The organism is Cellulomonas fimi ATCC 484 (assembly GCF_000212695.1).
GTDB classification, from domain to species: domain Bacteria; phylum Actinomycetota; class Actinomycetes; order Actinomycetales; family Cellulomonadaceae; genus Cellulomonas; species Cellulomonas fimi.
This window is the reverse complement of the sequence record NC_015514.1, coordinates 3,313,054-3,328,057: the sequence shown is the minus strand read 5'-3', so window position 1 is coordinate 3,328,057 and position 15,004 is coordinate 3,313,054. Positions and strand designations below refer to the sequence as shown.

Sequence of the window (15,004 nt, the reverse complement as noted above, 5' to 3'; positions counted from 1 at the left end):
CCCGGACGTGGCAGCCGGGCACCACACGCTGGAGTCGACCGAGATGCACACTGAGTCCGAGCTCGTCCTGCTGCCGCGCTCGGCGCCAGCCCGGGTCCTCCTGGTCGACGGCGACGCCCTACCGCCGTCCCGCCGGGACGAGGCGCAGCTGATCTTCGTCGTCCACGGACGCCCGCTGCTGGTGGTGGACGACGAGGAGACCTACCTCGAGCCCGAGGACGTCTACCTCGTCAACCCGCACAGCCTCATGGAGATGGAGGCCGACGAGCCCTGCCAGCTCCTCAGTCTCCGGTTCGACGTGCACCGTCTCGCGCCGTCGCTCGACGACGTCCGGTTCCGCGTCAACTCGGTGACCGGGCAGAGCCGGGCCGCGTTCCGCCCGCTCATCCACCTGCTCGCCTCGATCATCAAGGTCAACAGCACGCAGGACGACGAGCGCCGGTTCCAGACGGTCGCACTGCTCTACGCGTTGCTGGACGAGCTCGTCCACCGTTTCGTCGCCAGCCCGACAGGGGCCTCGACGGCGTCGGACAAGCACCGCGTGCGCCTGCGTCGCCTCCTGCGGTACATCGACGAGCACTACGCCGAAGGTCTCTCGCTCAACCAGGTCGCCGCGCACGAGCACCTCTCCGCGCCCTACCTGTCCGCCTTCTTCAAGGAGCAGGTCGGGATGACGTTCTCGGCCTACTACAACCAGCTCCGGCTGGACCGGGCGGTCGACGACCTGGTGACGTCCGACGAGAGCATCGAGGTCGTCGCGAAGCGCAACGGCTTCCGCGACCCCCGCACGTTCGTGAAGCTCTTCAAGGAGCGCCACAAGGTCCTGCCGAGCCAGTTCCGGCGTGACCAGCAGGTCGCCGCTGCACCGACGGGAAGCCTCTCCCGGACGACGGAAGGGCCGGCGCCTGACACCCCGCTCCGGGTGCTCGCGCGATATCTGCCGTCGGAGCCAGAAATGCGGGTCACGACGGCGGTGGACGTCGAGCCGGTGACGAAGCTGGTGGCGGTCGACAGCGTCGACGTCCACGCGAGCGGGCGGCGGCTGCGCCACACGTACCGCAAGATCACGACCGTCGGGCGAGCCAAGGAGCTCCTGTACGAGGACGTCCGCGAGATGCTCCGGAGCTGGCAGGCCGACGTCGGTTTCGAGTTCATCAAGTTCCACGGCCTGTTCGCGGACGACATGCACGTCTACCGCGAGAACGCGGCGGGGGAGCCGGTCTTCAGCTTCGTCCTGCTCGACAAGGTGTTCGACTTCCTGCTGTCGATCGGGCTCAAGCCTTTCGTCCAGCTCTCGTTCATGCCGCAGGAGCTGGCGTCGATCAAGGACCGGACCGTCTACTCCGCACCGTTCAACGTCAGCCCGCCCAAGAGCCTCGAGCGCTGGACCGCGCTGGTCGATGCGTTCATGAGCCACGTGATCGCGCGCTACTCGTTCGACGAGGTGTCGACCTGGCTCTTCTGCGTCTGGAACGAGCCGGACACCGGTCCGACGCTGTTCGGCTTCGACGACGACGACGTCTTCCGCGAGTTCTACGCGGCGACGTACCGCACCGTGAAGCAGCACGGCTCCTCTCTGCAGTTCGGCAGCCCGGCGATGCTGGTGTCGTACACCCAGAACAAGAACTGGCTGCTGGGCTACCTGGAGTTCGCGCGGGCGCACCGCTGCTCGCCCGACTTCCTGACGATCCACTACTACGACAACGACTTCGGGTGGGAGACGCTGCCCGACCACACACCTGGCCGGCCGAGCTCGTCACGCCTGAACAAGGACCAGGACGCGTTCCGCAAGACGATCAGCCAGCTCAAGCTGCTGATGCGTGATCTCGGGCTGCGCGTCCCCGTCTACATGACCGAGTGGAACCTCACGGTCTCGCATCGCGACCTGCTCAACGACACGACGTTCAAGAGCTGCTACCTCGCGAAGAACCTGCTCGAGAACTACGACGAGCTCGACGCGTTCGCGTACTGGAGCCTCACCGACCTCATGGAGGAGCTCCAGCCGAGCGAGGACATGTTCCACGGCGGCCTGGGGCTGCTGACCTCGAACGGCGTCAAGAAGCCGCACTACCACTTCTTTGCGGCGCTCTCCCGCGTCGGCGACCGGCTCCTGGCCTCGGGCGACGGCTACTTCGTCACGTCCACCGGTTCAGCTGTCCAGGTCTTCGTGTACAACTACGAGCACTTCAGCCACCTCTTCGCGTCTGGCGAGCGCTACGACATGACCTACCTCGAGCGGTACGCGCCGTTCTCAGAGCTCGGACGCATGGATTTCTCGATCGAGCTGACCGGGCTCCCAGCGGGGGAGTACAGGGTCCGCGAGCGGGTCATCAACAGCGAGCACGGTTCCGCGTTCGACACCTGGCTCCGGATGGGCGCACCGTCGATCGACCCGCAGTGCGTCGACTACATCCGGCAGGTGTCGGTGCCGCAGATGATCGTCAACGACCTGCACGTGGACGGAGCCGTCACCGTCTCAGCCGTCCTCGAGCCCCTCGAGGTCCGGTTGATCGAGCTCGTCCCCGCGGCCCCGTGCCCTGGGGTGGCGGGGACGAGCTCGTCCTGACGTCGACGTCACACAGCGTGGCGGCCGCGGGAGGCTTCGAACGCCACCGTGGCCCGGTGCGTGCCGTGGCCGACCCGGTACGGCGCCCGACCTGGCAGGTCGACGACCGCGGTGGTGCCGACCGGAACCGAGAACTGGACCGCGAGCTCGCCGTCGCGGAGCTCCCACTGCGCGGTCGCCTCGCCGAACGGTGTGAGGTGCCGCACCGCGGCGGACGTCACACCCACGCCCGGTCGGGGCGCGACACGCAGCTCGCGGTACGCGGCTGCGGTCGGCGCCAACCCTCCGACGGTGCGGTGGATCCAGTCCGCGACCGACCCCAGCGCGTAGTGGTTGAACGACGTCATGTCGCCCGGGTTCACGGTGCCGTCGGGCAGCATCGAGTCCCAGCGCTCCCAGATGGTGGTCGCGCCGAGGTCGATCGTCGCGAGCCACGACGGTGCCTCGTGACTGAGCAGGAGGCGGTACGCCGTGTCGAGGTGCCCTGTCCGGCTGAGGGCGTCGGTGACGACCGGAGTTCCGGCGAACCCGGTCGACACCGTGTACCCCCGTGACCGGACGAGCTCGTCGAGCCGGTTGCCGGCGCGAGCGCGCGTCGCGGCGTCCTCGAGCAGACCGAAAGAGATCGCGAGCGAGTGGGCGCAGGGCGTGTCGTGGGTCGGGTCGTCCGTGTCGACGTACCGGGCGACGAAGGCCGCGCGGATCTCCGCGGCGAGCTCGCCGTACCGCGCGGCGTCCTCGTCGCGGCCGAGCGCCGCGGCGATCCCCGACAAGGCGTCGGTCGAGCGCGCGAAGTAGGCGGTCGCGACGAGGTGCGGGTCTGTCATCGCCTGCATCGGGTTGTCCGGGGGGGCGGCCGGGTCCAGCCAGTCGCCGAGCTGCAGTCCTTCGTCCCAGAGCCGGCTCGGCCCGGCAAGCGTCGCGACCCGTTCGACCCACGTCCGGGCGGAGTCGTACTGGCGCTCGAGCAGGTCGCGGTCCCCGAAGGCGGTGTGCAGTGCCTCGGGGACGATCGCGGCCGCATCGCCCCACCCGGCGACGTCCATCTCCGGCCGCCAGAAGACACCCCCGGGGACCCACGGCACGTACACCGGCACTGTGCCGCCGAACCTCTTCTGCTCGATCGTGAGGGACCGGAGCCAGTCGGACAGTACGCCGTGCACGTCGTACAGGAAGGACGCCGTGGGCGCGAAGACCTGGATGTCGCCGGTCCACCCGAGTCGCTCGTCGCGCTGCGGGCAGTCCGTCGGGATGTCGACGAAGTTGGACCGCAGCCCCCAGACGACGTTCTCGTGCAGCCGGTTGAGGCCCGCGTTGTCCGAGGTGAACCACCCCGTGCGCCGCATGTCGGAGTGCAGGACGCGCGAGACGATCGCGCCCTCCGCAGGCGGCTGCTCGCCGGGCCACCCCTGGACGAAGGCGTAGCGGTAGCCGTGCACGGTGAAGCGCGGCTCCCAGACCACGGCCTCGCCCGCGGTCACGATCTCGTCCGTGGAGGCAGCCTGGCGCAGCGGCCGGCGGTAGAGGCGCCCGTCCTGCAGGACCTCGGCGTGCTGGATGGTGATGTGCGTGCCGGGCACGGTGGGTGGGACGGTCAGACGGGGACGACCCGAGTGGTTCTGGCCGTAGTCGAGCAGCCAACCGTCGTCCACCGCCGTGACGGACACCGGCAGGATCTCGCCCGTGCACCGGACGGCCGGGCCGTCGGGCGCGGAGAGGACGCCCTTGTCGAGGGGGAGCACGGCGACCGGGGTCCACGACGCGTCGTCGAAGCCGGGCTGCGACCACCCCTCGGGCAACAGCCGCAAGTCGATCCGCTCACCGTCGTAGAGGCTCGCACGTGTCAACGGACCGGGCGTGCTCCGCCACGTCCCGTCGGACGCGACGACGACCGTGCGGCCGTCCTCCAGGACGGCCTCGAGCTGTGCGAGCACACCGATGCGCGAACCGTAGATGTCCGTGGTGCCGCCCTCGAAGCCGAAGCGCCCGCGGAACCACCCGTCGGCCAGCCACGCACCGATGGCGTTCTCGCCTGACCGGACGAGGGTCGTCACGTCGTAGGTGTAGACCCGCAGCCGCTCGTGATACGGCGTCCAGCCGGGGAGGAGTTCGTCGGCGCCGACGCGCGAGCCATTGATCTCGACCTCGACCAGGCCGTGCGCGGTGACGTGCAGACGGGCGGACTGGACCAGCGAGTCCAGCCGGAAGTCCGTGCGGACCAGCGGGGCGCGGCGGTCGTCTTCCGGGCCCTCGAGGTAGTCGGGGCCGACGAGCTCGGCGCGCCAGTCGTCGACCGACAGGCCGCGCTCGGCGACGACGGGCTCGCTGAGCGCACCCCAGGTACCCGTCGACGCGTCCTGGGTCCGGACCCGTACCGTCGTCCTCGCGCGGGGCGCGAGCGGGGCGCCTGGCCACGGGACGAAGAGCTGGTCGGACGAGGTCACCACTGCGACGCCCTCGTCTGCGACGGCACCGGTCGGCGTGCGCGTCCTCCACGAGACCTCGTAGGCGAGCTGCCGGTAGTCGGCGGGCGCGGTGGCGAGCTGCCAGGAGAGTCGCGGGCGCTCGTCGCCGATGCCGAGGGCCTCCGGCTCGTCGTGGTGCTCGATCCGGACGGCGGGGGCGGCGGTCGTGATGTCGTTCGTCATCGTCTGCTGGTCTCAATCAGTTGGTGCTGCGGTCGGCGGTCGAGCGGCTGGGCACAGATCACGCGCACTGAGGTCTCGGTGTGTCTCGCGCGTCGCTGCTCGCGCGCGGCGGACGGCTCCGCTTGTCCAGTGGGGTTGTGCAGGTGGGCGCCGCCGAGCTGATTCCGACCGCGCGATCGAAATGCTCGACGCACAGCCCAGCGGCCCCGACCATCAGCCCTTCACCGAGCCGGCCGTCAGACCCTTCATGACCCGCTGGTTGAGGAAGAGGTAGATCAGGAGCGTGCCCAGGACGTTCAGGCAGACCGCCGCCAGCGTCGGTCCGTACTCGATCTGGCCGAACTGCCCACGGAAGTTGAGGAGACCCACCTGGATCGTCCTCAGCTCGTCGCTGTTCGTGAACGTCATCGCGATGAGCAGGTCGTTCCAGATGAAGAAGAACTGGACGAGCGCGACGGTGAAGAGGGCGTTGCTCACGAGCGGGATGCCGATCGAGAAGAACATCCGGATGACGCTCGCGCCGTCCAGCGTGGCTGCCTCGAAGAGCTCACGAGGAACCGACCGGAAGAACGTCGCCATCATGAAGGTCGTCAGCGGCAGACCGATCGCGGTGTAGGTGATGACGAGCGGCCAGAGGCTCCCCGTAAGGCCGGCACGGAAGTACATCGTGAACAAGGGGAGCAGGATCATCTGGCCAGGGACCATGATCCCGGCGAGGAAGAGCAGGAGGACCGTCGAGCGCCCCTTCCACACCATGACCTCGAGCGCGAATCCGGCGGCAACGCCGAACAGGAGCGTGAGGAACAGGGAAGGGAAGACGGCCAGGACGCTGTTGCGTGCGTACTGGCCGAGGTTGCCCTCGGTGATGGCACGGCTGTAGTTCTCGAAGTTGAGCCAGTTCTCCGGCAGGGCGAAGGCCGGGTTGTCGAGGAACTCCGCCTGCGTCTTCAGGGAGCCCAGGAACAGCCAGATCAGGGGCACGACGACGACGGCGAGCACGACGACGGTGATGGCCGTGGTCAGGACCTTCTGGACCGTCGCGCGCACGGGGCGTCGACGGCGCTTCCCGGTGGGTGACGGCGTGCGCAGGTCGGCACGGCTGTGGGGAACGGTCAGGGTGGACATGAGGTCAGCCCCTCGTCAGGTCGCGGCGGGACGAACGGAAGATGCCCACGGTCACGATGAGGCACACCATCGTCAGAAGGAGGGCGATCGAGCTTCCGAAGCCGTACTGCCCGTAGGAGAAGGACGTCTGGAACATGTAGAGCGTGAGCGGTGTCGTCTGGCTGCCGGGTCCGCCGCTCGTCAGGGCGACGACGGAGTCGAAGACCTTGAGGGTCCCGTTGATGCTGAAGATGAGCGAGGAGAACAGGACGGGCAGCGACAGCGGCACGACGATGTGACGAACGAGCCGGGCGCCCGAGGCGCCGTCGAGGCGCGCAGACTCGAGGGTCTCCTCGGGGATGTCGACGAGGCCGGCGTAGAGGAGGACGGCGTAGAAGCCCATCGAGCGCCACGCCTCCATGATGATGAGGACCCAGAACGCGGAGGAGCCGGTCGAGAACCAGTCGATGCTCTCGATGCCGACGACGTTGAGCAGCGCGTTGACGGGGCCGGTGCGCGGCGCGTACTCGAAGAGCTGCTGGAAGAGCAGCGCGACGGCGACGGTCGGGAGCACCACGGGGAAGAAGACGAGAGTGCGAACGAGCGAGGACGCGCGACGCAGGACGAACACGTAGAGCAGTGCCAGCAGGTACCCGAGCAGGACCTGGACGATCGTGGTCACGAGGGCGAAGCGGACGGTGAACCACAGGGCGTCACGGGTCGCCTCGTCGGCCCAGAGCTTCTCGAAGTTCGCCAGGCCGGCCCAGCTGAAGCCCGTGATCGGATTGCCCTCGAAGAGGGTGTACCCGAGCGACCAGAAGACGGGAATCAGGATGATCAGGGAGTAGACCGTGAGCGCTGGGGCGAGCAGCAGCGCAGCGGTGCGCCTGTCGCCGAGGACGTTCTTCATGGGGAGGGAGTCACTTTCGTTCCGCTAGCTGGCGTGCCGGGCGCGGCTGCGGGAGCCGCGCCCGGCACGGTCGTCACTCTTCGTCGAGATCGGTCTGCACGAGGGACATGAACTCCTCGGGCGAGATGCCGCCGGAGGCGAGCAGGCCGCCATTCGTCTGGCTGGTCGTGGTCGCCTTCGCGGGGAAGAGCGCCTCGAACCAGAGGACGGTGGACGTCGTCTGAGCGATCTGGTCCTGGACCACCTGCGTCAGGGCAGGGATCTCACCGGCGTCGCCGTCGACCTTGAAGCCCGTGATGACACCCTGCGTCTTCAGCGCCTCGCTGCCGTAGTTCTGCGCGATGCACTCGAGCCAGGCCTTCGCGCCGTCGTCGTAGGCCGAGCGGCCCATCGCGATCGGCACCCCCACGTTGGCTGCGAGCTGGTCAGCAGAGCCGTTGCCGCCCTCGATCGCCGGGAAGGGCATGAAGCCGATGTTCTCGGCGCCGATCTTGTTCTGCTCCGGGTCGTTGAAGTTCCCGAGGATCCAGCTGCCCATGTAGTACATGGCGGCGTTGCCCGAGAGGAACTCGTTCGCGGCCGTCGTGTAGTCGATCGATGTCACCGACGGGCCGAAGTAGCCCTTGGTCCCGAGGTCGGCAACCGCCGCGGCCGCCTCGACGTACTCCGGGTCGGTCAGCTTGGCCTCGCCGGACGCGACCGCGGTCAGGGCGTCCGGGCCGATGGAACGGTAGAGGTAGTTCCCGACCAGCCGGGTGACGGGCCAGCCGTCCTTCCCCGCCGCCGAGAACGGCTGGACGCCGGCCGCGGAGAGCGTGTCGGCTGCGGCGACCATCTCCGACCAGGTCCCGGGAACCTCGATGCCGTTGTCCGCGAAGAGCTTCTTGTTGTACCAGATGCCCTCGACGTTGAACTCGGTCGGCAGGACGTAGACGCCGCCGTCGTACAGGTTCTCGAGCGTGGAGCGCGCGGCCGGGATGATCGCGTCCTCCTGACCGAGTGCGGCAAGCTCGGCGTTGATGTCAACGACCTGGCCGGCGCTCTGGATGTCCTTGATCACCTGCGGGGAGTTGCCGGTGGAGAACAGCGCGGGGAGCGACGACTGGCCCGCGTCGAGCTGGAGGCGCTGGTCGATGCCGGCCTGGGGCGTGGTCTCGACCTTGAGCGGGGCCGTCGCCTCGGCGTCGGCGCACGCACCTGTGGACAGCGACGTGAGCGTGTCCTTGATGGCGGTGTTCTCGGCCAGCGACAGGTACTTGAACTGGTCCGAGCTGCCGCCCGAGCCGTTGTTGTCGCCCGAACCCGAGCACGCCGTGAGGAGCAGGGCGCCAGCAGCGGCCAGTCCGAGCACGGCGGTGGAGCGCCGGGTACGCATGTGAGTCAACATCACACTTCCTCCTTGAAATGTGCTCTGTGCGCTGTTGAAGCGCTTCAGAGCGAGAAGGTAGGCGCTCGTCCAGATCGAGACAAGGACCAAAGCCGGCGGATATCCAAGTCGAATCCCGGACATCAGCAGCGGTGATGACGCCCGCTTGAAGCGCTCCAATGGACTCGATACATGGGCTATGGTTCCGTCACACTCGACGAGGAGGACCGGTGATCCCCAACGGCAAGGCGCGAGCGGCGATCGGAGACGTTGCCGCGCTCGCGGGCGTGTCGCTCGGCACCGTCTCGAACGTGCTGAACCACCCCGACCGCGTCTCCGCCACCACCCGGGAGAAGGTCGAGCGCGCGATGACGATGCTCGATTACGAGCCGAACCGACTTGCGCGCTCTCTTGCGGCTGGCGCCAGCCCGACCCTCGGCCTCGTCGTCACCGACCTCACGAACTCGCTGTTCATCGACATCGCTCGTGGGGCGGAACGGGTCGCGGACCGGTCTGAACTCGCCGTGCTGCTCGCCAACAGCGACGGGCGCCTCGAGCGGGAGGCGCGACATCTGCGGATGTTCGCTCAGACGCGGGTCGCCGGCATCCTCATGACGCTCAACGACGCAGCACACTTCGCCGCGATCGCGCGACTTGCACCCACATCGGTCCCGGTCGTCATGCTGAACTTTGACGCGCCGACGACCCAGTTCTGCTCGGTGTCCGTGGACAACCATCTCGGCGGCGCTATCGCGACCCGGCATCTCCTCGACCTCGGACGTCGAAGGATCGTGTTCGTGGGTGGCCCTGGCATCCTGCGTCCCGTGCAGGACCGTGCGGCGGGATTCCACCAGGTGATGCGCGAAGCGGGTGTGGAGCCCGTTGCTGAGATCGCTCCCAACGGTGTGAATCGTGCCGACGGTTGGAGGGTCGGCCGAGAGCTCGTCCCCGCGATCCGGCGAGGTGAGGTCGACGGGATCGTGGCGGCGTCGGACCTGCTCGCAGCGGGAGTAGTGCAAGCGGTGACCTCAGCGGGCGACCTCTCGATCCCGGACCACGTCGCGATCGTCGGCTACGACAACAACCAGGCCGCCTGGGACAGTCCGATACCGATCACCACGGTGTCGCAACCGGGGGAGCGGATCGGCGAGCTCGGGGCCCAGATCGCTCTCGGCGGGTGCGGGGCCGACCACGACCATCGCTCCCACGTTCTCGAGCCAGCGCTCGTCGTGCGCCAGACGACGACAGGCGCCGCGCCTGCGCCGATGCACTGACGGTTCGCCGCGGTCTCGTAGGGGTCGTGGCGGGCGCCCGGCCATATGTGGCGCGCTCACGCCGATACGACGTCGCCCCGATGCCTGAGACCGGACCCGACGCTCTGAGGCGATTGTCAAAGGTCGGACGAGGCGCATCGCATGCGCGGCTATGCGCCCGAGACCGGACCCATCGTCGCGAGCGCCGGCCTGAATGGGGCAGTTTGGTCGTGGTTCGATCTCGCAAACGATGCGGTTAGCCAGACGGGAATCGACTGGCCGCCCGCTCGGCCGCGTCGACAAGGAGCGATCGCAGCCAGACGTGTCCGGGTTCGGTCTGCTGAATCGGGTGCCACCAGAGTGCTTCGACGAGCGGAATCACCTCGAACGGGCACGGCACCGCTCGGACGCGATGGCTTCGCTGCAACTGCGGAACGAGCCTGCTCTGGATGACGGCGACCCGGTTGGTTCCCACGAGGAACTGCGGTATCGCGAGGAAGTTCTCGACGACGAGCTGCACCTTCAGGTCGAGTCCGAGGTTCTCGAGCTGCCGCATCGGAGGGGTGAATGCGGACGACGAGCGGAAGCTCGCCACCCATGGCAGCTGTGCCAGTTCATCCAAGGACACCGTCGCGCCGACCGTCGGGTGGTCCTCAGCGACGAGGCACACCCAGGTGTCCGTGAAGAGGTCTCGGTGCGGCAGGTTCGAGACGAACCCGCGGGGAAGGATGAGAGCGTCCACCTCCCGAAGAACGGATTCGGCACGCTCCACGAGCTGTGGGGTGTGCGGGTGGAACTCCAGGCGAACGCCGGGGGCGCGGGCGGCGAGAAGCCGGCTCACCTCGGCGCCGAGGACGTTCACGGCGTAGTCCGCGACCAGAACGCTGAACGATCGCGTTGACGTCGAAGGCTCGAACGTCGGTCCGACGTCGAACACTCGCTCGACGGTCGAGACGGCGGCACCCGTTCTCTCGCGTAGTTGCTCCGCGAACGGCGTGAGCTCGTAGTTGTTCCCGACGCGAATCAGCAGAGGGTCGTCGAAGTACCGACGGAGGCGGGCGAGCGAAGCGCTCAGAGCGGGTTGACTCAGGCCGAGCCGGGCGGCGGCGTTGGTGACGCTCTGCTCCCTGAGGAGGGCATCTAGTGCGGTCAACAGATTGAGGTTCAAGTTCGCAAGGTTCACCGGCGACCTTTCGGTGAACGGACGAGACTGCACCGCGCCGGCGCGATGCCGTTGTCATCGTATGCCGCGGCCGTGGTGGGCAGTCGGAGATCACCGCTACGTGCCGCACGCCGCATGAGCCATCAGCGCGTGTGATCGGGATCATCAGCAACTGCTGGTTCCTAGGGACGGTTGCGGTCTGCACGATTGATCGAAGCGATGCCGTTCATCGACGACCGGCACGTGCGCCCCACGACCAGACCGGTCTCGGGTGGAGCCCGCCTCGACGACGAGTGCGACGGCTCGGAGGCGTGGAGACAACGCGCCCCGCTCTTGGTCGATGCCCTCGACCGAATCCCGCGCGGATGCCTGCCGTCGGTGCCCTGACGGTTCGTGACGGGTGTCGTGGCACGGCACCCACGCGCTCTCCCGTCTGCCCTATGACCTCGGCCCCGGCCCGACCGCTGAACCGCGCGCCAGACCGCGGACGCCGTCGCCTTGACGCGTGGCCGCACGAAAGGAGCTGCATGAACAGCAAGACGCGAGCACACCGGATGACTCTCGCGATCGTAGGAGCCGCAGTCATCGGCTGTGTTGCACCGGTACCCTCGATCGCTGTGGCGGACGCGGCCCCCGACTTCGGCCCCAACGTGAAGATCTTCGACCCGACCACACCCGTCGAGGAGATCAACGCGCACCTCCGCTCGATCGCGAACGAGACAGAGTTCGGTTCCAGTCGCCACGCCGTCTACTTCACGCCCGGAACCTACGGCAGCGCCGCCGGCCAGGATGCGCCCGCGACGGCCACCGGCATCGTGAACTCCGAGGTCGGCTACTACACGTCGATCGCAGGGCTCGGTGCGTCGCCCGACGACGTCCGCCTCAATGGTGCGCTCCACGCCGAGCCGTCGCAGACTCCGGACGGCGTCTCCGACTCGCTGACGGTGTTCTACCGCTCGCTGTCGAACCTCTCGATCAACCCGATTCAACGGCCCGTGGGGCCGGACGCCGACCGTGAACGGCCGGAGGGCATCGCGGAGCCGCACACCCTGCGGTGGGCGACGTCGCAGGCGTCCCCACTGCGGCGGGTTCACATCCTCGGTGACCTTGATCTCACGGGACGCTACGGCGCCAACGCGTTCGGCACGGAGATCGCAGACAGCCGGGTCGACGGTTGGGTGGTCAGTGGTGACGGTGCCGTCGAGAAGGCACAGGCGCAGTACTACGTGCGCGACAGCCAGATCGGTGGCTGGGACGGAGACGGCGCGAACCTCGTCTTCTCGGGCGTGCACGGGGCCCCGCGCACGAACTTCGGAACCGGGGGCATCACTGCGCTGGACAGCACACCCATCTCACGGCCCGCGCCCTTCCTCACGATGAACCAAGGTCGCTACGAGGTCTTCGTGCCCGCCGCGCGCCGACAGTCGTCGGGCGTCAGGTGGTCGACAGACTCCATCACCGGCAGCCGGGTGCCGATCAGCGAGTTCCACATCGCGAAGCCGGGCGCCGACACCGTGGCGACGATCAACGCCGCGCTCCGCGCCGGGAAGCACCTGATCCTGACCCCGGGTGTGTACCGACTCGACGGGCCGATCGAGGTGACGCGTGCGAGCACGGTCGTGCTCGGGATGGGGTACGCCACCCTGGCCCCGGCGGGCGGAAGGTCCGCGATCGAGGTAGGTGACGTCCCCGGGGTCGTCATCTCGGGCGTGATGGTGGACGCGAGTCCGGGCTCGGACGTGCTCGTGAAGATCGGTAGCGGCAAGACGCCGCACTCGGGCTCCGTCACCAACCCCACCACGCTGAGCGATCTGTTCGTGAGGGTCGGAGGAGCGCGCAACGGCTCGACGAAGCGGATGGTCGAGGTGAACCAGAACGGCGTGCTCCTCGACGGCAACTGGCTGTGGCGAGCCGACCACGGCACCGGTGTCGGCTGGGCCAGCAACACGGCAGACCATGGCCTCGTGGTGAACGCCGACGACGTGACCGCCCTCGGCCTGTACGTCGAGCACGCTCAGCGCAACCAGGTGGTGTGGAACGGGGAGCGTGGCGTGACGGTGTTCTACCAGAGCGAGATGCCGTACGACCCCCCGAACCAGGCCGCGTGGATGGACGGAACGCGCGACGGCTTCGCGTCCTATTCCGTGGGGTCGCATGTCAAGACGCACCAAGCGACCGGCCTCGCCATCTACACGCTGTTCACCGACTCCACGTTCGCACGACAGCCGGTTCACGCCGACCGGGCGATCCAGGCTCCCCGGATCAGCAACGTTCGGTTCCGATCGATGGTCACCGCCGTGATCTACTTCGGCGGCGGCATCCGCCACGTCGTGAACGACATGGGTCCGGCGGTCGATGCGACGGCGCCCAACTCCGTCATCTTCGGGATGACGGCCGCCGCTCGACTTGCGGCGTACCCCGTCGCCTAGCCGTCCCGCGGAGCCTCCGACTGCGCTGCTCTATGCGCAGTCGGAGGCTCCGCCTCCTGGGTTCGCTCGGTTGCCGACCGCACGCGTTAGCGCAGCGACGTCACCGAGGCCCCGGGAAACTGCGTGACGCTTCGGCCCAGGTGCAGCCACGTCTCCACGACCGTGTCCGGGGTGAGCGACATCGACTCGATGCCCTGGTCGAGGAGCCACTCGGCGAGCTCCGGGTGATCACTCGGGCCCTGACCGCCGATCCCGACGTACTTGCCGCGTGCACGGCAGGCGGCGATCGCGGCGCTCAGCATGAACTTCACCGCAGGGTCCCGCTCGTCGAAGCCGTCGGCGACCAGAGCCGAGTCCCGGTCGAGACCGAGCGTGAGCTGACTCATGTCGTTCGATCCGATCGAGAAGCCGTCGAAATGATCGAGGAACTGGTCAGCGAGGACGGCGTTGGACGGCAGCTCGCACATCATGATGACGCGCAGGTCGTTCTCGCCTCGGCGCAGCCCGTGCTCGGCCAGGAGTCGCACGACTCCCTCGGCCTCGGCCAGGGTGCGCACGAAGGGGATCATGATCTGGACGTTCGTCAGACCCATCTGGTCACGGACGTAGGACAGCCCCTCGCACTCCATCGCGAAGCAGTCCGCGAAGTCGGGGGGAGAGGTACCGGGAGGCGCCGCGGTACCCGATCATCGGGTTTTCCTCGTGCGGCTCGTAGAGCTCCCCGCCGACGAGGTTCGCGTCCTCGTTGGGCTTGAAGTCGCTCATGCGCACGATGACGGGATGCGGCGCGAAGGCTGCTCCCAGCATCGCAACGCCTTCGGCCACGCGGCTGACGAAGTAGTCGCGTGGACTTTGGTAGGCGGCGACGCGCTCGCTGATCTCAGTCCGTATCGGCTCGTCGAGAGTGGGCAGGTCGAGCAGGGCATTGGGGTGGATGCCGATCTGCCGGTTGATGATGAACTCGAGGCGGGCCAGCCCGACACCGGCGTTCGGCAGCCGCGAGAACAGCTTGCCGGCGGTGATGTCGGTGCCGATGAGGCCCGGCGCGACGGGGGCGCCGTGACGCCGTGTGGGCCAACCTCACGGGCGAGCGCCCGTGCGAAGCCGAGCCGGGCCGCATTCGCGGCGGAGTGGGCGACACCGCCGAAGACGCCGCCCCCCGCCTCGGCCGAGACGGACGAGAGGAACACGACCCGCCCGTCCTCTCGCTCGCCCATGTCTGGCACGAGGGCACGCGTCAGGTCGTAGGCGCATGGACGATCACGGCAAAGACGCGGTCCCACTCCTAGCCGCTGACCTCGACGAAGGGCACGGGCGAGGTGATGCCTGCGTTGTTGACGAGCGCACCGACCGGCGGAAGCGCGTCGGCAACGGCGGTCAGCTCGTTCTGCACGGACGCCTCGTCGGTGACGTCGCACCCGAGGCTGAGCGCCTGGACGCCGGTGCACTTGGCGATGTCGTGGGCGGCTCCTTGGCGCTGCCCGCGTCGATGTCGAGGACGGCGGTCCCAGCTGGCTGCCGCGAGAGCGTGCGCTGTGGCGCGGCCGATCCCGCGGGCGGAACCGG

8 protein-coding genes and 3 pseudogenes are annotated in these 15,004 nt (G+C 68.3%); 3 read left to right on the top strand and 8 right to left on the bottom strand.

The features are described from left to right. Window positions 1-7 precede the first annotated feature (7 nt). Window positions 8-2,566 (top strand): GH39 family glycosyl hydrolase, encoded by a 2,559-nt coding sequence (locus CELF_RS15030; protein WP_041553561.1) that lies wholly within the window; start codon window positions 8-10, stop codon window positions 2,564-2,566. Window positions 2,567-2,574: 8 nt separating this feature from the next. Here the strand turns inward: CELF_RS15030 and CELF_RS15025 are convergent, their stop codons facing one another. From CELF_RS15025 to CELF_RS15010, 4 genes are all read right to left on the bottom strand, one after another. Further along, a complete protein-coding gene (locus CELF_RS15025; protein WP_013772125.1) occupies window positions 2,575-5,214 on the bottom strand; it encodes an alpha-L-rhamnosidase in 2,640 nt (879 codons plus the stop codon). A 213-nt stretch (window positions 5,215-5,427) separates the two neighbouring features. Further along, window positions 5,428-6,339, bottom strand: coding sequence for a carbohydrate ABC transporter permease (locus tag CELF_RS15020; RefSeq protein WP_013772124.1), 912 nt, complete (start codon window positions 6,337-6,339; stop codon window positions 5,428-5,430). Window positions 6,340-6,343: 4 nt separating this feature from the next. Beyond that, a complete protein-coding gene (locus tag CELF_RS15015) occupies window positions 6,344-7,228 on the bottom strand; it encodes a carbohydrate ABC transporter permease (RefSeq protein WP_013772123.1) in 885 nt (294 codons plus the stop codon). 73 nt (window positions 7,229-7,301) lie between these two features. Then, window positions 7,302-8,615 carry an ABC transporter substrate-binding protein gene (locus CELF_RS15010; RefSeq protein ID WP_013772122.1) on the bottom strand — a complete coding sequence of 438 codons (1,314 nt, stop codon included), beginning with the start codon at window positions 8,613-8,615 and terminating at the stop codon, window positions 7,302-7,304. 209 nt (window positions 8,616-8,824) lie between these two features. On the opposite strand from CELF_RS15010, the gene CELF_RS15005 reads away from it, so the two are divergent. Further along, complete coding sequence (locus CELF_RS15005; RefSeq protein ID WP_013772121.1) at window positions 8,825-9,868, top strand: LacI family DNA-binding transcriptional regulator; 1,044 nt, start codon at window positions 8,825-8,827, stop codon at window positions 9,866-9,868. Window positions 9,869-10,103: 235 nt separating this feature from the next. Here the strand turns inward: CELF_RS15005 and CELF_RS15000 are convergent, their stop codons facing one another. Continuing rightward, window positions 10,104-11,030, bottom strand: coding sequence for a LysR family transcriptional regulator (locus tag CELF_RS15000; RefSeq protein WP_013772120.1), 927 nt, complete (start codon window positions 11,028-11,030; stop codon window positions 10,104-10,106). A 506-nt stretch (window positions 11,031-11,536) separates the two neighbouring features. Between CELF_RS15000 and CELF_RS14995 the strand changes: the two genes are divergently transcribed. After that, window positions 11,537-13,438, top strand: coding sequence for a hypothetical protein (locus tag CELF_RS14995; RefSeq protein WP_013772119.1), 1,902 nt, complete (start codon window positions 11,537-11,539; stop codon window positions 13,436-13,438). A gap of 86 nt (window positions 13,439-13,524) precedes the next feature. Here the strand turns inward: CELF_RS14995 and CELF_RS20955 are convergent. From CELF_RS20955 to CELF_RS21390, 3 pseudogenes are all read right to left on the bottom strand, one after another. Next, a pseudogene (locus CELF_RS20955) lies at window positions 13,525-14,443 on the bottom strand (putative PEP-binding protein); the annotation flags it as partial. A 113-nt stretch (window positions 14,444-14,556) separates the two neighbouring features. After that, window positions 14,557-14,655: pseudogene (locus tag CELF_RS21530) on the bottom strand (short-chain dehydrogenase); the annotation flags it as partial. Window positions 14,656-14,723: 68 nt separating this feature from the next. After that, a pseudogene (locus CELF_RS21390) lies at window positions 14,724-15,002 on the bottom strand (SDR family NAD(P)-dependent oxidoreductase); the annotation flags it as partial. Window positions 15,003-15,004 lie beyond the last annotated feature (2 nt).

Bases quoted from the DNA above. Each gene is read 5' to 3' on its own strand.
- CELF_RS15010 (WP_013772122.1), bottom strand. From the start codon at position 8,615: ATGTTGACTCACATGCGTACCCGGCGCTCCACCGCCGTGCTCGGACTG.
- CELF_RS14995 (WP_013772119.1), top strand. From the start codon at position 11,537: ATGAACAGCAAGACGCGAGCACACCGGATGACTCTCGCGATCGTAGGA.
- CELF_RS15020 (WP_013772124.1), bottom strand. From the start codon at position 6,339: ATGTCCACCCTGACCGTTCCCCACAGCCGTGCCGACCTGCGCACGCCG.
- CELF_RS15015 (WP_013772123.1), bottom strand. From the start codon at position 7,228: ATGAAGAACGTCCTCGGCGACAGGCGCACCGCTGCGCTGCTGCTCGCC.
- CELF_RS15025 (WP_013772125.1), bottom strand. From the start codon at position 5,214: ATGACGAACGACATCACGACCGCCGCCCCCGCCGTCCGGATCGAGCAC.